The 17,119-nt window shown below is 64.9% G+C and carries 21 protein-coding genes, 1 tRNA gene and 1 pseudogene; 14 read left to right on the top strand and 9 right to left on the bottom strand.

What is annotated here, in order from left to right:
• The first annotated feature begins 284 nt into the window (after positions 1–284).
• Together AC5JLE_RS02550 and AC5JLE_RS02545 are read left to right on the top strand one after the other, a co-directional pair.
• Positions 285–386 (top strand): class III lanthipeptide, encoded by a 102-nt coding sequence (locus AC5JLE_RS02550; protein WP_014038605.1) that lies wholly within the window; start codon positions 285–287, stop codon positions 384–386.
• A 314-nt stretch (positions 387–700) separates the two neighbouring features.
• The gene (locus AC5JLE_RS02545; RefSeq protein ID WP_164109733.1) at positions 701–1,372 is read left to right on the top strand and encodes a response regulator transcription factor; all 672 of its coding nucleotides are present in this window, start codon (positions 701–703) and stop codon (positions 1,370–1,372) included.
• 91 nt (positions 1,373–1,463) lie between these two features.
• Here AC5JLE_RS02545 and AC5JLE_RS02540 read toward each other — a convergent pair whose 3' ends face one another.
• Both AC5JLE_RS02540 and AC5JLE_RS02535 read right to left on the bottom strand, forming a co-directional pair.
• Positions 1,464–1,916, bottom strand: coding sequence for a PA2169 family four-helix-bundle protein (locus AC5JLE_RS02540; protein WP_014648535.1), 453 nt, complete (start codon positions 1,914–1,916; stop codon positions 1,464–1,466).
• 453 nt (positions 1,917–2,369) lie between these two features.
• A complete protein-coding gene (locus AC5JLE_RS02535) occupies positions 2,370–2,606 on the bottom strand; it encodes an EamA family transporter (RefSeq protein WP_227864594.1) in 237 nt (78 codons plus the stop codon).
• A 122-nt stretch (positions 2,607–2,728) separates the two neighbouring features.
• Here AC5JLE_RS02535 and AC5JLE_RS02530 point away from each other — a divergent pair.
• Positions 2,729–2,998 (top strand): annotated as a pseudogene (locus AC5JLE_RS02530) (helix-turn-helix domain-containing protein); the annotation flags it as partial.
• 86 nt (positions 2,999–3,084) lie between these two features.
• Positions 3,085–3,726, top strand: a complete 642-nt coding sequence (locus AC5JLE_RS02525; protein WP_046432704.1) for a glutathione S-transferase family protein — start codon at positions 3,085–3,087, stop codon at positions 3,724–3,726.
• A 287-nt stretch (positions 3,727–4,013) separates the two neighbouring features.
• On the opposite strand, the gene AC5JLE_RS02520 is transcribed toward AC5JLE_RS02525, so the two are convergent.
• The 3 genes from AC5JLE_RS02520 to AC5JLE_RS02510 all read right to left on the bottom strand — a co-directional run bounded on the left by AC5JLE_RS02520 (position 4,014) and on the right by AC5JLE_RS02510 (position 5,678).
• The gene (locus AC5JLE_RS02520; RefSeq protein WP_227864596.1) at positions 4,014–4,637 is read right to left on the bottom strand and encodes a hypothetical protein; all 624 of its coding nucleotides are present in this window, start codon (positions 4,635–4,637) and stop codon (positions 4,014–4,016) included.
• Positions 4,638–4,801: 164 nt separating this feature from the next.
• A complete protein-coding gene (locus AC5JLE_RS02515; protein WP_049404777.1) occupies positions 4,802–5,209 on the bottom strand; it encodes a hypothetical protein in 408 nt (135 codons plus the stop codon).
• A gap of 49 nt (positions 5,210–5,258) precedes the next feature.
• On the bottom strand, positions 5,259–5,678 hold the full coding sequence (locus tag AC5JLE_RS02510; RefSeq protein WP_041863852.1) for an H-NS histone family protein: 420 nt from the start codon (positions 5,676–5,678) through the stop codon (positions 5,259–5,261).
• A 117-nt stretch (positions 5,679–5,795) separates the two neighbouring features.
• Here AC5JLE_RS02510 and AC5JLE_RS02505 point away from each other — a divergent pair, with 117 nt between their 5' ends.
• The 6 genes from AC5JLE_RS02505 (at position 5,796) to AC5JLE_RS02480 (ending at position 9,235) form a co-directional block, all read left to right on the top strand.
• The gene (locus AC5JLE_RS02505; RefSeq protein WP_401729926.1) at positions 5,796–6,188 is read left to right on the top strand and encodes a DoxX family protein; all 393 of its coding nucleotides are present in this window, start codon (positions 5,796–5,798) and stop codon (positions 6,186–6,188) included.
• Between the two features lie 669 nt (positions 6,189–6,857).
• Positions 6,858–7,103 carry a hypothetical protein gene (locus tag AC5JLE_RS02500; RefSeq protein ID WP_014648541.1) on the top strand — a complete coding sequence of 82 codons (246 nt, stop codon included), beginning with the start codon at positions 6,858–6,860 and terminating at the stop codon, positions 7,101–7,103.
• Positions 7,104–7,194: 91 nt separating this feature from the next.
• A complete protein-coding gene (locus AC5JLE_RS02495) occupies positions 7,195–7,446 on the top strand; it encodes a hypothetical protein (protein ID WP_164109741.1) in 252 nt (83 codons plus the stop codon).
• 177 nt (positions 7,447–7,623) lie between these two features.
• Positions 7,624–8,184 carry a fasciclin domain-containing protein gene (locus AC5JLE_RS02490; protein WP_032958323.1) on the top strand — a complete coding sequence of 187 codons (561 nt, stop codon included), beginning with the start codon at positions 7,624–7,626 and terminating at the stop codon, positions 8,182–8,184.
• 4 nt (positions 8,185–8,188) lie between these two features.
• Complete coding sequence (locus AC5JLE_RS02485; protein WP_496064989.1) at positions 8,189–8,371, top strand: hypothetical protein; 183 nt, start codon at positions 8,189–8,191, stop codon at positions 8,369–8,371.
• 294 nt (positions 8,372–8,665) lie between these two features.
• On the top strand, positions 8,666–9,235 hold the full coding sequence (locus AC5JLE_RS02480; RefSeq protein ID WP_241884841.1) for a YdcF family protein: 570 nt from the start codon (positions 8,666–8,668) through the stop codon (positions 9,233–9,235).
• 412 nt (positions 9,236–9,647) lie between these two features.
• On the opposite strand, the gene AC5JLE_RS02475 is transcribed toward AC5JLE_RS02480, so the two are convergent.
• The 4 genes from AC5JLE_RS02475 to dtd all read right to left on the bottom strand — a co-directional run bounded on the left by AC5JLE_RS02475 (position 9,648) and on the right by dtd (position 12,726).
• A tRNA-Ile gene (locus tag AC5JLE_RS02475) sits at positions 9,648–9,723 on the bottom strand.
• Positions 9,724–9,763: 40 nt separating this feature from the next.
• The gene (locus tag AC5JLE_RS02470) at positions 9,764–10,075 is read right to left on the bottom strand and encodes a hypothetical protein (protein ID WP_496064988.1); all 312 of its coding nucleotides are present in this window, start codon (positions 10,073–10,075) and stop codon (positions 9,764–9,766) included.
• A gap of 266 nt (positions 10,076–10,341) precedes the next feature.
• Positions 10,342–12,195, bottom strand: coding sequence for an RNA polymerase sigma factor RpoD (gene rpoD, locus AC5JLE_RS02465; RefSeq protein WP_014648552.1), 1,854 nt, complete (start codon positions 12,193–12,195; stop codon positions 10,342–10,344).
• Between the two features lie 90 nt (positions 12,196–12,285).
• The gene (gene dtd, locus AC5JLE_RS02460) at positions 12,286–12,726 is read right to left on the bottom strand and encodes a D-aminoacyl-tRNA deacylase (RefSeq protein ID WP_134967104.1); all 441 of its coding nucleotides are present in this window, start codon (positions 12,724–12,726) and stop codon (positions 12,286–12,288) included.
• A 61-nt stretch (positions 12,727–12,787) separates the two neighbouring features.
• On the opposite strand from dtd, the gene AC5JLE_RS02455 reads away from it, so the two are divergent.
• The 4 genes from AC5JLE_RS02455 (at position 12,788) to AC5JLE_RS02440 (ending at position 17,042) form a co-directional block, all read left to right on the top strand.
• Positions 12,788–13,708, top strand: a complete 921-nt coding sequence (locus AC5JLE_RS02455) for a lauroyl acyltransferase (RefSeq protein ID WP_481445636.1) — start codon at positions 12,788–12,790, stop codon at positions 13,706–13,708.
• An 87-nt stretch (positions 13,709–13,795) separates the two neighbouring features.
• Positions 13,796–14,932 (top strand): GTP cyclohydrolase II RibA, encoded by a 1,137-nt coding sequence (gene ribA, locus AC5JLE_RS02450; protein WP_032958282.1) that lies wholly within the window; start codon positions 13,796–13,798, stop codon positions 14,930–14,932.
• Positions 14,933–15,006: 74 nt separating this feature from the next.
• On the top strand, positions 15,007–15,507 hold the full coding sequence (locus AC5JLE_RS02445) for a PH domain-containing protein (RefSeq protein ID WP_032958281.1): 501 nt from the start codon (positions 15,007–15,009) through the stop codon (positions 15,505–15,507).
• On the top strand, positions 15,504–17,042 hold the full coding sequence (locus tag AC5JLE_RS02440) for a PH domain-containing protein (RefSeq protein WP_496064987.1): 1,539 nt from the start codon (positions 15,504–15,506) through the stop codon (positions 17,040–17,042). The genes AC5JLE_RS02445 and AC5JLE_RS02440 overlap by 4 nt, the downstream gene beginning before the upstream one ends.
• The last annotated feature ends 77 nt before the right edge of the window (positions 17,043–17,119 follow it).

The raw sequence follows: 17,119 nt of genomic DNA, 5'->3' as shown, positions 1-17,119 counted from the left end.
CCGGCTATCGCTGCAATGCAGCCGCCCGGAATGTCCCTGCAGATCGATGATTGCCACCGTACCTTGCCGCTACATTGCGCAGGCGATTCTCATTCCACAATTGACTTGACTCATTCCAATCGGCAATGCCATTTTCCATCCGCCACGTATAGACCGGGGTTCTTCAGCAACTGCAACAGGGCTTTGAGATTGCGTGGTGCAATCGCGCAGTGAATCATTTCATTGCGTAACGCGTGGGAGGCACGCATGCCTCCCGATCCCATGTACGACTAAGGAGAGTTGATATGAATCGCGTCCTGAATCTGCAGCGCCTGATGATCGAAAACCAGCAGGAAAACCTGGGCAACAGCTGCAGCAGCTCCGACAGCAACTGCTGCAACGGCTAAGCCTCTCCGGCTTGCCTGAGGTGGTGGTGCGCGCCCACCACCTCGACATCTGCCACAGCGTGATGCACCGCCACGTGGCAGATCTCCATACGACGTAGAGATCGCTGGCAGGCAGCCGTCCGCTGCCCGCGCTGCGCGTCCTGCATCTGCCAATGCCAGGACAGGCATCCCGGGGGGGGGGGATGATCAGCCAGCTGCAGCACGTGCTGCAGCCGTGACCATTGCTCGGCCCCGCTGCGACCTCACCACCATGACGGACGCTACGCAGTGCGCCTGCACGCCCGCCGGATCCAGCAATCAGGAAAAGACGCAGCATGCGCATCCTCGTGGCCATGGACGACGCCGAACTTGCACAGGCGCTTCGCAACGTATTGCAGAGCCGCAACATGCTGGTGGACCTCGTGGCAACCTGGTCACTGGCCAAGGCCGCGGTACAGGCCGTGGAGTACCGCGCCCTCATTCTCGACCGCTGGCTGCCCGAAGGCGATTCACTGAAGCTGGTGCAGATCGTGCGCGGCTTGCGTACCTGGCTGCCCATTCTGCTGTTGGGGCGCCACAATCACGCTGCCGACTGCATCGCTTGCCTGGATGCCGGTGCCGATGACTACCTGCCCACGCCGTTCGAGTTCGACGAACTGGCCGCGCGGCTGCGCGCGATTACCCGGCGCCTCGACCCTGATGCCGGCCACATTCTGAGAATCGGCAATTTCACGTTCGATTTTTCCAACCGCATGGCATTGGTAGGCGGTGCGCCCCTGAGCCTGCCGCGTAGCCAGCTGCTGCTGCTGGAAGCGCTTTGCGCCCGCCAGGGCCGGATCGTCCGCCATGAAGTGCTGAGTGCTGCCGTGCACCTGGCCGGCGCCGACGGCGGTACCACCGTGTTGGATCCGCACGTATCACGCCTGCGCCGTGCCCTGCGCTCGGCCAGTGTCAGCATCGAGTCCAAGCGTGGGCTGGGCTACATGCTGAACGACGACGCGGCCTGATCAAAGGCCATCGGCGCGGGCCGCAAATGCAACAGCCGGGGCGGTAAACCGCCCCGGCTGCCAGTCCCGCTGATTGGGCCGACCGCTGCGGTCAGGCGGCCTTCATTGCGTGCTTTCGCGCACGCATGACGTTGTGGCACTCCTGCACTTCCGGAAGCAGCTGGGTCACTTCCTGGCGCACGGCCGGCGGCAGCTCGTTGTCCTGCAGCACATCCTTGAACGCGCCCAGCAGGCGGTCCTCGGATTCTTCAAGTTCAGCCACGTAGCCATAGTTGGTGTCACCGAAAGCGGCTCGAACCTTGCCGTAGAACTGCTGCATCGAACCGACCACGGTGCCATGTTCGGCCGGCTTGCCACCGCTGGCGGCCACTGAGCCGCTCAACGCCGCCACGATGCGGCCCTTGACGCCAGCGATGCGGGTGAACAGTGCCGACAGCTCGGCATCCTTGACCTTGGTGGCCGCTTCTTCATAGAAAGACTTGCCATCGCGGGCGATTTCGATCAGGTCGTTGAGGCGATGTTCGATGGTGGACTGGGTGCTCATGGCGTCGCTCCTGTGTGCTCGAAAGTCAGTGGAGAATGGCAGTGCATCTGCATTGCCTTCGACCCCACTGTGTGCAATCGCGTGTGCCAACCAGGTGAGCACGAATTGATGCACGCATCACCATGCGAAACACCTGCTGACTTCGTCATTTCAAGCATCGTCGGCTTTCACGGAATCTGAGCGCGTTGCACGCGTTACCACGGTGCGGTGACGATGATCAGAGTGACCAGCAGCGCGATTGCCAGGATCACCAGCAGCACGTGCCATTGCTTCCAGGTGGGTCTCGGCTTTCCAGGCGTATTCATCGATGGGCTCCTGCGCGGGCGGGGAATGGGGTTGCCAGACTGAAGCGCAACGGCATCGCACAACGTCGACGTGAGGTGCACGTTTCGTGCAGACCTTGCTGGAATATCGGGCCGCATCGGCCTTCCGCACCCGTGCTTGGCGGCATATTCAGCAAGTACCACACCCGACACCGCCAGCAGGCTGCCACCCAGCACCCCATCCGCTGAGTGACTCACCCAGCAGCATCACCGCCAGCGCGGCGGTCACGATCGGCACCAGGTTGAAGAATCCCGAAACGCGCGCCGCGCCCAAGCGCGAAAGACCGGTCATCCAGCTGAGGGGCGCAAGGATCGATGCACACACCGCAGCGAAACCGAAACAGCCCACCGCGGTCAGGTTGTTCACTCCGGCAGCTGCACCGGCAGCAGGATCAGCGACGCCGCCGTGGCCTGCAGGAACAGTGACTCCAGCACCGTCAGCGGAATCTTCCGGCGCTGCATCAGCACGATGCAGGCGGCAAATGCACGGCCGAATCCGTGGCCGAGATCGCGCAGCGGCCTCACATGAGCGTGCGCACGCTGGAGCGCATGGCGCGCAGTGAACTGGGCATGTCACTCGGCGGCCGGCGTGGGCGTGTGAAGTTCGTGCGCGCCACCGAGGCGCTGTGCACACGCAAACCGATCAGCCGCATCGCCGGGGAGCCGGGCTATTCAGGCGTCAGCGCGTTTGCCGAAATGTTCAAGCGGCACGCGCAGTGCACGCCCGATCAGTATCGGGAGCAGCATCGGGCCGGGTGAAGGCCCGCATCGAGGGCTGTCGATTTCCCGCCCCGTCGCTCGTCGGAACAGGAAAGGCAGGCCCATCGGCCTGCAGGAGCGCTCCAATGCCACCGATCCTCACCGCCTTCGCCGCCTCCCCCGACCGCGGCCAGGGCCTGGCCCGTGACATGCGCGTGCGCTGGGCGCTGGAGGAACTGGCCGTGGCCTATGACGTACAACTGCTCAGCTTCGCCGAGCTGAAGCAGCCCGCGCACCTGGCACGGAATCCGTTCGGGCAGATTCCCACGTGGCAGGAGGGCGACCGGACCCTGTTCGAATCCGGCGCCATCGCCCTGCACCTGGCCGAACAGCACCCCGGCCTGCTGCCGCGCGATCCGGACGCCCGCATGCGCGCGATCATGTGGGTGTTCGCTGCGCTGAACACGGTGGAGCCCCCCATCGTCGAGCGCTCCATGGCCTGGGTGCTTGAGCGCGAGCAACCCTGGTACGCGCAACGGCTGCCAATGCTCGATGAGCGGGTCCGGACGCGGCTGGCCCAACTATCGACGTGGTTGGCCAGGACAACGTGGCTGGACGGCGAATTCAGCGTGGGCGACCTGATGATGGTCTCGGTGCTGCTGCGCCTGAAGAGCAGCGGCCTGCTCGACGAGTACCCACAGGTCGCCACCTATGTGGCCCGGGCCACGCAGCGGCCCGCCTACCAGCGTGCGTTTGCTGCGCAGCTGGCGGTTTTCCAGGACGCCTAGCGCTGCGCCTCCTCCCAGGCAACAAGGGGCCAGCAGTCACGCAGGCCCCATGCGTTACTTCAATCGACGCGATCTCCAGTTCAGGTAACCCCGCCAGCCAAAGGGAGCACTAAAAAGCGCAACCGCACCGCACGCCAGCAGGCCGTTGAACATCCAAGGGGTCAGCTCCGGGGAACCTGCCGACATGGATGGAAACACGAACCCGCATAGCAGTGCTCCCACAAAGGAAGTACCGAATATGACCGTGGAACCCAGGCCTGGTGAAACTCGCATCGATCTATTCCTCATCAGTTCCGGTTGCAGGTCACCTTGACCTCGGTGAGCCTGATCGTGCTGGTGCAGGTGACAGACTGATTGCCCGCCCCCGTCACCGGGACACCGATGTTGTTGAGCGCATTGACGAAGCTTCCCATATCGGTGGCATTCCCATTCGGGAATTCGAAGCGATGCGTAACGCCGCCTCGCCCCTCGCTCAACTGTGTAACGCTAAGCGGAATGGAGTTACCGAACCTGTCCTTGTAAAGGAGGGCGTTGGGCTCCCAGCGACGGTTGATCATGCTGTAGTTGTAGGAAGCGGTAGACCCGTCAGCATAGCGGATCTTCTGCGGCGCCCAGACATCGATGCCAAGCGAGTACGCGCCGGAAGCCAGGTAGATGTAAGTCTCGAAACGCTGCCCCAGATGCTGGCTGACCGCATCCCTTCTCTGCGGATTCTGGATGTCATCGTACACATTGGTCGGGTAGCCGGGCTCAGACAGGCTGATCACCGATTGAGCGACTATGCGCTTGAACTGAAGATAGTTGATCGCCGGTTGCTCGACCGGGAGCTCGTCGATGATGACGAAGGGTTCGCAATCCATCGCGCCGGGTTCCATTTTGTCGCAACGGATGCCGCCTTCACGATCACGCATGACGCTGAACTTTCGTGCCATGTTGCCCGATGGATTCAGTATGTAGAGGATCCTGTGCGACGGCATACTTCATGAGCATCGCGCGCCACACGCGATGTCACTACCGCTTTGAAGGATTGAGAGCGCTTGCCATACCCGGCACTTCTCCCGCAGCGACGACACTGTCAGTGCAACCTGCGCCGGCAGGCGGCCTGCACCAGCATCAGCTGCGCCACCAGGACCAGCATCGCGCAGCCCGACAGCAGCCACGGATCGATGTACCACTGTTCGTTGAAACTGAAGTCGCCGGCGGAAATGCGCTTCCAACCGTTGAAGTGCTGCATCGCCGCCACCACGAACGCGAAGGCGCCCGCGCTGTACGACAGCCAGGGCACCACGATGCCGCCCGGGCGCGCGAACAGCGTCAGCAGGCCCAGCACGCCGATGACCGTGCGCTGCACGCGGCAATATGGGCAGACATAGGCCATCCCGCTCCATTCCACCGCCCAGGCCAGCAGGCTGACCAGCACGGCCGCGGCCGCGGCGATATACAGCATCGTGGGCGTGATCGTCCTGCCTGCATCGTGTGCCATCCCGCGCTCCTTCGTTCAAAGACCCCGGCAGGGTAGCAGCGTGGCAGGTTCAATCCTTCTTGAAGACCGTGCGCTTGCCGATCGGGCTGCCCTTGCGCGCCGTCGGTCGCGCCAACCCGGGAATCAGGAAGTCGGTGACCTTGTGGCCCTTCTGGATCCTGGAAGCGAGCCAACGCGGCATGCGCCCGCGACCGGACCAGGTCAGCCGCTTGTATTCCGGGTCTCGGTATTTGGCGGCCACTTTGCCGGTTCTGCGCCGTGCCGGTTTCCGGCTGGGTGCGCCCGCTTCGATGGCTTCATCGCCAAAGAGTTCTTCGAGGGTATATCCCGCTTCCGCCGCGGCAGCTTTCAGCATACGCCGCACCGCGCTGGCAGGACGGCGGTTGGAAATCAGCTGCTTCCGCTGTTCAGCGGCAACCACCAAGGCGCCCAGCTCCCGCAGGCTGAGCGATTCAATATCGATCGTCATGCTGGAAAGGTCTACTGCCGCGCGGCGCCTGTCAAGGCGGCTTGCCCCCGCGTAGACACGGGCTTCACTGCGGGTGGGCTCCGATCGCCTTCGTCGGCCATCCCCGAGGACATCCCTGTGAGCACCTCATCGCATTCGCTTGCCTACCTGCTTGCGCGCATCCTGCTGATGGCGCTGTTCCTGGTCTCCGGGCTGGGCAAGCTCGGCGATCTCAGCGGCACCCAGGCCTATATGGAAGCCATGGGCGTGCCCGGCATCCTGCTGTGGCCAACGGTCGCCTTCGAGATCGGCAGTGGCCTGTGCATCCTGCTCGGCTTCCAGACCCGGCTGGTGTCGATCGTGCTGGCGGGCTTCAGCCTGGTCACCGCTTTCATCTTCCACCACAACTTCGCCGACCAGACCCAGCAGATCATGTTCCTGAAGAACCTGGGGCTGGCCGGTGGGTTCCTGCTGCTGGTCTGCACCGGGGCCGGGCGCTACAGCATCGACGGGCGCGGTCGGCGCGGGTAAGCCTCGATTCGAGGTGTGCACGCGCTAGCGGCGAAGTTCGGCCTCTGGCGCCAGCGTGTGGATCACCTTGCCCTGTGCATCCAGGAACTCGATGGCACCGTAACCCTCGGCCATGAGGGTCCGGCCACGTTGAAGGCGCGCTTGTACTGCAGGCCATCGATGATCGGCGCCGGCGTCTTGACCTGGCTGATTCGCCAGCGTCGGACGCGAATGCCGGAACGCATTGCGATGCAGCCAGAACGAAGGACGTACAAGCACTGCGCATCATGCGATCTCCTGTCGGGATCGGAATCAGCATCCGCACGCCAAGCATGCCTGTGGTCGACGACCCCGCGCGGTGACACCGGCATGCTGGCGATGGGTCGACACCATCCCGTCAACCACGCCCCCCGACGTCGGCCTTCCCCCTGTGCACGCCGCCGGACACGGAAATGATCCCGGCATGCGGACGGGGACATGCCGACAATGCCCTGGAACACCTTGCGGAAGGCGCTCACGTCGTCGTATCCAACTCTCACTCGCGCGGCGTTGGATTACTTGTCCCGCTGCGAGTCCGCACCGTCACTCGAATTCTTAACTCTTCAGAATTCGACCAAGCCACCTTTGTCCCAGATGGCCCACAAAACAGCATGATGGCGCCCTACGGATTCAGGGATTTCGTTCATCTTCATGCGTGACATCGGACAGTTCTACGTAATCAGCGTCGAGGGAGTGACGCGGGCAGACGGCACCCTGCTGCAGGTCACCCGAATCGATTGCTCCTGCATCAAGTGTTCCTGGCAGTTCAGGGCCATTCCCAACCATGGCCTTGTCGATCTCGACGGTGCGGCTGCCCTCAGTTGCCCAACCTGCGGCAATCACCAGTCAGTCAGCCGCGCACGGCTTGAAGAGCTCAATCGACGCAGCGACGAATAGCCTGCACTTCAACCATCCATCAACACAGCACCGACACGACCGATACCCGGTGGGCCCTATCGTTCGTCAACAAGCACCCCCCGGCATTCCCATGAGTCATACCGGTATTTTTCAGATCACCGATCTCACCTACAGGGCTGGGGAGCAGGGCGACCTGGCCCGCGCACTGCAGATCGTCGCCACCTGCACCGCCTGCGGATCGACGAGCGTGTGGGACGAGCATGAGATGGAACACGTTGCCGGTGGAACCGTGCTGTCATGCCGTGGCTGTGGTGTCCGCCAGGCCATCAGCAACGCGCGCCTTTCTGGCTGCCCATCCGACATCCGTCATCCGCGCCGCTGAGCGGCGCGCAGTTCGTGCTGCGTAGCCGCCGGCAGGGGCAGTCGTTCACTCGGCTTTTACAACGCTGCGACGTTTCAAGCGACAACGCGCACTGATGCATCTGCCTGCATCCAAGGGCCGCGCCAGCGCGTATCTAGGATGCCCGCGCCTTGCGGGCATCCTATAGAGGAACGCGCCGTGAAAGCCCTTCAGCGGATAGCCGCCACAGTCAGCTTCGCCGTACTCGTCTCAGCCACTTCAATGAGCTTCGCCGCCAGTACCGTGATGGTCGGCGGGGCGGAAATGTATCCCACCAGGACCATCGTCCAGAACGCCATCAACTCCAAGGACCACACGACCCTGGTCGCTGCGGTCAAGGCAGCGGGCCTGGTCGATACCCTCAATGGCGCCGGCCCCTTCACCGTCTTCGCGCCCACCAATGCAGCCTTCAGCAAGCTGCCCGCAGGTACGGTCGATACGCTGGTGAAGCCTGAAAACAAGGCACAACTGACCAAGATCCTGACCTACCACGTGGTGCCGGGCAATTACAGTTCAGCGCAGCTGATGGCCGATGCCAGGAAGCACGGCGGCAAGGCCACGCTGAAGACCGTTGAAGGTGAATCCCTCACCGTCGCACTGCATGACGGCAAGCTGTGGGTCATCGATGCCAAGGGCGGCAAGGCGGGGATCAGCATTGCCGACGTCGGCCAGTCCAATGGCGTGATCCACGTGATCGACACGGTGTTGATGCCGAAGTAGTTGCATGCAGCAGGACGAGCACATGCGCGGCAGCCGCATCGCGGCTGCCGCCGTCTCCTCCCATGAATCAGCATCGCGGCTGCGGGCGATGACGCGCTACCTCATGTATCAGGAGCGTGCAGCGGCGTTGGGGCCTTGGTATCCCTGTCAGTCAGAAGGGGGCCTTGGATTCCAGGTGATTACCTGACGTCGTAGATCTCGCATTCGGTTGGGTCCATCGGTTCCCAATGCTCGCTCGCCAGCTCACAGAAGGCAGCGGGTACCTCCATGGGGAACGTTGCGCCTTTCTCGCGATTGCGCTCGCGGACGCGATCACGACGAATGTCATGCGGGGTATCCAGGAGATGCACCACCAGATTGTGGGCCGCCCCCCTGACCTGCGCGTCGAAGAGGGTCTTCGTACCAATTCGAGAACCCACAGGCCGTAATACTCCAGTGGTCAACTTAGAAGCCAGCCAAATTGACCATGAGGGAAGCAGCCATGCAACTGGAAGACATCGAGCGCATAGGCGACTACGTCATGCCGGAGCGCCCTGCAGTACGCTCAGATCTCGCACTGATCTTCGGAACTCGGCACGGAGTGGAGGATTTCTGCCAGGCAGTAGTCACCCTGTGGCACAAGAGAATGTTCCGGAAGGCAGTCGTTTCCGGTGGCATGACCGGAGGTCTTCACGATTCAGAAGCCGAAACCATGGCTACCCGCCTCATGGAGTTGGGAATTCCAGAGCATGTGCTCATCATCGAGCCGCTCGCCATGAACACTGGTGAGAACGTATGGCGCTCGCGCGAGCTTGCCGAGCGCATGCTGCCTCTCGAAGAGAGACGGAGCGTCATTGCCATCGGAAAAATCTGTTCCGCGCGTCGATATCTGATGACAATGGCCCGTCATTGGCCAGGGCCAACCGTTACCGCGCAGTGGGTCAACTATTTCGCGGTGGACAAGAGTGACTGGCACCTGGATCCGGAGTTCGCCGAACGCGTCAGGGCCGAGTACGTGAAGATCCCGGACTACATAAGAAGGGGATTCCTGATCGAGCTTCCAGAAAGCTGATCCAGGTGCTGCCAAGGCACGCTGCACGCATCACGCCACGACGCCGTGTGCTGTTCAGGGCTACCGAGCGGCAACACCGGGCCTGACCAGCCCGAAGTCCCTCAGCGCAACGTAAGGATCCCAGTACTCCCTGTAGGCCCTTATCTTGCCGCTTTCGAGCGTCACCATGGAGATATGGTCCTGGCGATAGAGCCAGCCGGCGTGGCCGCCTCCGTGTACTCTCCGCGCACCTGCCGGCGAGGACCAACCATTCGTTTCTTGCTGCCTTCCTTGTCATGGCAACAAGTGTCCATTGCCTGTCGATGCGCAGTAAATCCCGTGGAACCCTATCGGCGTCCGAGAATTATTTCCAATGTTCTTTCCGCCGACGCGGTAGAGGCATCGGGCCCGACGCCCAAGCACCTGCTTCTTATGGTGGGCCCACCAGGATTCGAACCTGGAACCAAGGGATTATGAGTCCCCTGCTCTAACCGTTGAGCTATAGGCCCGGCGCAGCGTCACAGTGTAGTGGAGGCCGCGCCCGATCGGCTACCCGGCGGCGGCAAGCGCCTCCGAAATACGCCCCAGCCGCCTCTCCGCCGCTTCCGCGAGCCATACCTGCCGCCTCAGGCATGCCTGGAACAACGCAACCATCCTTCTGATCTGCTCCAGTCCCTGTTGGTTGTCGCCGCTGAAGCCGGCAAGCAATCCGGCCTCCGACAGCGTCAGCAGCGCATACGTCGTACGGCGTGCAAATCCCAATCGATCCTCGCACTCATCCCGCATCACCTCATCCCAGTCCAGCAGCGGCGGGAAATCGGTTTGCACGGGCTCGGGAACATTGTGCTCCACATCATTCATGGCGTGACTCCAGATGCATGACGAATCAATGCCGCAGGCCGTACGAGTTGCACGTGACCTGCCGCGCGCTTGCATCGGCGCCGGTGATGACCGGCCCGCCTACGGGATGTGTTGAGCATCTGCGCGATCAGCGTGCGACCGTCGCAGGAAAAATTCAAACGGCAGATGCGTCATCGGCAAGCCCCGTCGGGCATGTCCAGGCACCCCAAAAAGAAAAACCCCGCACCAGGCGGGGTTTCTCTCAACGCTTCACCAGCCGCTGGAAATCAATCGATATCCAGGAAGCTGCGCAGCTGCTCCGAGCGGCTCGGGTGACGCAGCTTGCGCAGCGCCTTCGCTTCGATCTGGCGGATGCGCTCGCGGGTCACGTCGAACTGCTTGCCGACTTCTTCCAGCGTGTGGTCGGTGTTCATGTCGATGCCGAAGCGCATGCGCAACACCTTGGCTTCCCTCGGGGTGAGGCCGGCCAGCACGTCGCGCACGGTTTCAGACAGGTTGATGTTGGTGGTGTTCTCGATCGGGGACTCCACGTTGGTGTCCTCGATGAAGTCGCCCAGATGGGAATCCTCGTCGTCGCCGATCGGGGTTTCCATCGAGATCGGCTCCTTGGCGATCTTCATCACCTTGCGGATCTTGTCTTCCGGCATGTCCATTTCCTTGGCCAGCTCCTCCGGCGTGGCCTCGCGGCCGTACTGCTGGAGCATCTGGCGGGAAATGCGGTTCAACTTGTTGATCGTCTCGATCATGTGCACCGGAATACGGATGGTGCGCGCCTGGTCGGCAATCGAGCGGGTGATCGCCTGGCGGATCCACCAGGTGGCGTAGGTCGAGAACTTGTAACCGCGGCGGTACTCGAACTTGTCCACGGCCTTCATCAGGCCGATGTTGCCTTCCTGGATCAGGTCGAGGAACTGCAGGCCACGGTTGGTGTACTTCTTGGCGATCGAGATCACCAGGCGCAGGTTGGCCTCGACCATTTCCTTCTTGGCCTTGCGCGCCTTGGCTTCACCGTAGGCCATGGCACGGCTGATTTCCTTCAGCTCTTCCAGGTCCAGCTGGGTCAGCTTCTCGATGTCGATCGTCGCCTGCTGTTCGGCGATGATCTGGTCCTTCACTTCGCGCAGGGCCGACGACCACTTCTGCTTGCGCTTCAGTGCGTCTTCCACCCACTCCAGGTTGGTCTGGTTGCCTTCCCAGGAGCGGATGAAGTCCTTGCGCGGCATGCGCGCGGTGACGGTGGCCAGGTTCAGCACGCGTCGCTCATGGGCCTTGATCGACGCCATGGTGTCGCGCAGCTGCTTGGTCAGCACGTCGGTCAGCGGCAGCGGCAGCTTCAGGGTGACGAACACCGCCGACATCTCTTCGCGCAGGCGCGGCAGGTTCTTCTTGTCGCCCTTGGTCGCCGCCTTCTTGAAGGCATTGAAAGCATCGCTCAGCGCCTGCATGCGCGCAGCGACTTCCTCCGGATCCGGACCGGTCGGTGCGGCTTCTTCCTCGCCACCCTCGACGTCATCGTCCTCGTCCTCGTCGCCTTCTGCGTCGGCATCGCTGCTGTCATCGGCAGCGACCGCCGGCGGCGCCGGCTCTTCGTCGGCCAGGTCGTTGAAGCCGACGATCACTTCGGCCAGGCGCTTCTTGCCTTCCTTGTGGGCCTCGTAGTCGGTCAGCAGCGATTCGACCGAAACCGGGAACTGGCCCAGGGCCGCCTGGACCTGCGAAAGGCCTTCCTCGATGCGCTTGGCGATGGCGATTTCGCCTTCGCGGGTCAGCAGCTCGACCGTGCCCATTTCGCGCATGTACATGCGCACCGGGTCGGTGGTACGGCCACCTTCGGTGTCGAGCGCGCTCAGCGCGGCGGCAGCTTCTTCGGCCGCGGTGTCATCGACTTCGCGGTTACCGGTGTTGCCGTCGTTGAGAAGCAGGGTTTCCACATCCGGCGCAACTTCATGGACATCGATGCCCATGCCGTTGATCATGCCGATGATGTCTTCGATCTGTTCCGGGTCGACCATGTCGTCCGGCAGATGGTCATTGACTTCGGCGTAGGTCAGGTAGCCCTGTTCCAGGCCCTTGCTGATCAGTTGCTTGATTTCGGATTGGGCAGGACGTTCGTTGGCCATGTAGTGCTCGCGCCACCGGCTAGGGAGAAATAGGGAACGTAGCATTATACCAGCCCGGGGCCCTGCCTGCCGGGCGGTGGTCCCGGCGGCCTAGGGCCTGAGAAGGAAGGTCACGGGACCGTCATTGACCAGGCTGACGACCATATGGGCGCCAAACCGGCCCGTTTCCACCCCTGGCGCATGATTTTCACGGCAGATGTCGACAAATCGATTGAACCCGCGTTCAGCCTCGTCCGGCGGTGCGGCGCTGGTGAAGCTCGGCCGCATGCCCGAACGGGTATCGGCCGCCAGGGTGAACTGGCTGACCAGCAGCAGGCCGCCACCGGTGTCGCGCAGCGACCGGTTCATCTTCCCGGCCTCGTCGGCGAACACCCGGTAACCCAGCAGGCGTTCGGCCATCCGCCGCAGCTGGACCTCGCTATCCCCCGGTTCCATGCCGACCAGGGCCAGCAAGCCGGGGCCGATCTGCCCCACCACCTCCTCGTCGACATGGACGGCGGCCTGGCTGACACGCTGGATCAGGACGAGCATCGTGGGCTTCCAATGAACGGGGCCGGCCACGATAGCAGCGCCCTTGGCTAAACTGGCGCCGATGAATCCGCAACGCAAAGCCCGGCTGGTCTACCGCGCCACCACCCTGTTCGCCCGCCTGCCCTGGCCGCTGCTGCGGGGGTTCGCACACGCCCTGGCGTGGACGTGGGTTCGTGTCAATGCCCGTGAGAGCCGCGTTACCCGGCGCAACCTCGAACTGGCCTACCCGGAGCTGGACGGTCCTGCACGCGACCGCCTGCACCGCGAACTGCTGCGCTCCACTGCGCTGCAGGCCATCGAGACCCTGCGTTTGTGGAGCCGGCAGCCGGCCGACAACCTGCGGCTGCACCTGAAGCAGCGCCACGGCGAAGCCCTGTACGACGCGGCCCTGGCCAGCGGCAAGGGCGTGATCGTGGCCGCACCGCACTTCGGCAACTGGGAGCTGCTGAACCAGTGGCTGGCCTCGCGCGGGCAGATCGCCATCGTCTACAAGCCGCCGGAAGACGAGGCCAGCGACGCCTTCCTGCAGCTGGTGCGCGGCGGCCAGAACGTGCAGCAGGTACGCGCCGAGGGCCCGGCCGTGCGCCAGCTGTTCAAGGTGCTCAAGGACGGCGGCGCCACCGGCATCCTGCCCGACCAGCAGCCCAAGGCCGGCGATGGCGTGTTCGTGCCGTTCTTCGGCGTGCAGGCGCTGACCATGACCCTGGTCAACCGGCTGGCCGAGCGCACCGGCGCCACCGTGCTGTATGGCTGGTGCGAGCGCATCGGGCCGGACATGGAATTCGCCCTGCACATCGAGCCGACCGACCCGGCCGTGGCCGATCCGGACCCGCAGGTGGCCGCCACCGCGCTCAATGCCGGCATCGAGCGCATCGCCCGCCGCGACCCGACGCAGTACCAGTGGACCTACAAGCGCTATACGCTGCGGCCACCGGGCAGCGGCGAGGACGATCCGTATGCGACCGAAGAGCATCCGCACTGACGGCCCCCACGCCCATGCCCATCCGGCCCCTGCGACCGGCGGCCGCACCACGTTGAATACGACGCCGGCGCCCCCATAGAGACTGCGATGTCCGCCTCCCCCGGTCCCGCCATGCCTGCTGCCTCTTCCCTGTTCGGCGACCCCGCCGCGATCCGCTGCGAACGCGCGGTGGCCGAACTGCGTGCCGGTCGCCCGGTACTGCTCCACGATGGGCAGGGCCAGCGGCTGGCGGTGATTGCACTGGACAGCGCCACTGCCAGCAGCTTCGCTGCCTTCGCCGCTGCCGCACGCGAGCGCCATTACCTGTTCCTGACCGCCACCCGCGCCCGCGTGCTCGGCGTGGAGGCACCGGCAGGCGCGCGCCTGCCGCTGGCGGGGGTTGCCTTCGATGCCCTGCCCTCGCTGGGCTACCTGCGCGAGCCCGGCCCGATGCCGGACGACTGGACGGCCGGCGACGCCTTCGATGCCGGCGCGGTGGAGCTGGCCCGCCTGGGCCTGCTGCTGCCGGCGATGGTGGCGGTGCGCCTGGATGCAGAGGACATGACCTTTGCGGGTGCGGCCGAAGTGGCGTTGTGCGACCTGGCCGAGGGCGCGGCACACGCCGCCCACGATTACGAACTGGTCGCCCGTTCGCCGGTACCGCTGCGCGACGTCGGCATGACCACCTTCGCGGTGTTCCGCGGCGGCGTGGCCCAGCGCGACCAGGTCGCGATCATCGTCGGCGAACCGGACCTGTCGGCGGTGGTGCCGGTACGCGTGCACTCCTCGTGCCTGACCGGCGACCTGTTCGGCTCACTCAAGTGCGACTGCGGCGACCAGCTGCGGCGCGGCCTGCGCAAGCTGAAGGAACTGGGCGGCGGCGTGCTGCTGTACCTGGACCAGGAAGGCCGCGGCACCGGTATCGCCGCCAAGATGCGCGCCTACGGCTACCAGCACGACGGCCTGGACACCATCGATGCCGATGCACAGCTGGGCTTCGGTGCCGACGAGCGCCGCTACGGCAGTGCGGTGGCGATGCTGCATGGCCTGGGCATTTCGCGCGTGGCCCTGCTCAGCAACAACCCGACCAAGGCACAGCGTCTGCGCAACGCCGGCATCGAGGTGCTGGACTGCATTCCGGTCACCGGCGAGATCACTGCCGAGAACGAACACTACCTGCGCACCAAGGCCGATCGTGCCGGCCACATGCTGGATGTGGACGCGCTGATCCAGGCTGCCCAGTAGCGCGGTCGACCTGCTACCGTCTGCGCGGTGCGGCCCTGCCGCCACCGCCCGCCCTGCCACCTGACGGAGCCCGCGTGATCGACGTTCCCCTGACCTCCCCGCCTGCCGATGCCTGGCAGTCGCTGCCGCAGCGCGCCGCCCGCCTGGCCGCACTGGAAGGCGCCTTCGGCGGACTGTTCGTGCCGGGCCTGCCGCTGGCCGCGGCCGCGTGGTTCTTCCAGCTGCCCGGCGGCCTGTGGACGGCCGCCCTTGGGCTGCTGATCGGCATCGTCTTCGGCGCGTGGCTTGGCCACCGGCGCTTGACCCGCACCCGCTGGCGGCTGGATACCCAAGGGCTGGGCCTGCGCCGCGACCTGATGTGGCAGCTGGAAACGCGCATCCCCATTTCGCGCGTGCAGCACCTGGACCTGCGCCGCGGCCCGCTGGAACGCCGTGCCGGCCTGGCCACGCTGATCGTGCACACTGCCGGGACCCGCATGAGCGCAGTGACCGTGAGCGGCCTGGACGAGGCCGACGCCGAGCGCCTGCGTGACACCCTGTCGCATCAGCTCGACCAGGACGCCGACGCCCTGTGAGCCTGCCGCCGCCCCTGCCCGCATCGCTGCCTGCCGGTGGCGAGGACCATCGCCTGCACCCGTGGTCGTGGCTGTTCGTGCTGCTGATGCAGCTGCGCCACTACTTCCTGCCGCTGGTGGCGCTGCTGGTGTTCGGCCAGCGCGGTGACCGCGACCCGATGTGGGCGCAGCTGATTCCGCTGTCGGCGATTGCCGCGCTGGTGCTGGTCTCGGTGCTGCAGTACCTCAGCTACCGCTACCGCATCGGCAGCGACGCGATCACCGTGCGCAGCGGACTGCTGGCGCGCAACCGCCGCGAGATCCCGTTCGCCCGCATCCACAACGTGGAAGTGCGGCAGAACCCGCTGCACCGCCTGTTCGGCGTGGCCGAGCTGCACCTTGAATCGGCCGGCGGCGTGCGTCCGGAAGCCGAAATGCGCGTGCTGAAGCTGGACCAGGCGCTGGCGCTGGAACGACTGGTGCGCCAGCGTGGGCAGGCACCGCAGGCCGCCGACGTCGTGGCCGCCCCCTCGATCACCGACTCCGACACCGAACAGGTGCTGCTGCGCCTGTCGAGCTGGGATGTGGTGCGCATGGGCCTGCTGTCCAACCGCGGCTGGGCATTGGCGATCGCCGCCTTCGGCGTGCTGTTCCAGACCGTGCCGCGGCCGGTGATGGACGCGGCCATCCAGCGTGGCGGCCGGGAAGCCTTCGGCTACGCAAGCCACCTGCATCCCGGCGTGGCCGGCGCCTTCCTGCTGCTGGCCGCAGCCTTGCTGCTGGGCTGGCTGGCGCTGCGTGCGCTGTCGGTGGTGCTGACCCTGCTGCGCTATCACGGCTTCACCCTCAGCGAGCAGGATCGCCGCCTGACCGTCTCGGCCGGCCTGCTCAGCCGTACCCGCAGCAGTGTCGCGCGTCGCCGCATCCAGGCCTGGACGCTGCGCGAAACCACCCTGCATCGCTGGTTCGGCCTGCGCCAGCTGCGCATCGACAGCGCCGCCGGCGGCCCCTCGCGCGACGAGGACCGCGCCCTGCGCGAGCTGGCACCGCTGGCACCGGCAATGCGCTGCGAGCAGCTGGTGCAGCACCTGTTGCCTCAACTGCAATGGCCGCCGGCGCAATGGCAGTCCATTCCGCAGCGTGGCTGGTGGCGGCTGTGCCTGGGCGCGCTGCTGCTGGTGCCGTTGCTGGCAGCGGCCGCGTACTGGCGCTGGGGATCATGGGGCCTGATCGTGCTGGCCTGGCTGCCGGTGGCGCTGCTGGTGGCACATCGGCAGATGGCGCGCATGGGCTGGTATCTGGATGCCCATTACGTGGCCGTGCGCGGCGGCTGGTGGAAGCGCTGGTGGCGCTGGGCCGAGCTGGACAAGGTGCAGGGCCTGCGCCTGCAGCGTTCACCGCTGGACAAGCTGCTCGGCACCAGCAGCCTGCAGCTGGATACGGCCGGTGCGCACGGTGATGTGGCGTTGACCCTGCGCCACCTGCCGCAGGCGCAGGCGCAACACGTGATGGAGCAGCTGGCCGCGGCGCTGGCGCGGCGCAAGTTGCGCTGGTAAGCAATACCGGTAGTGCCGGGCCCGGGGCCGCCACCCCCAAACAAAACCAGGTTTGCCGCCCCCGGCCCGCCCAAACC

The sequence above is a fragment of the Stenotrophomonas sp. genome (assembly GCF_059505245.1).
This window is presented reverse-complemented; position numbering and strand designations above follow the sequence as displayed.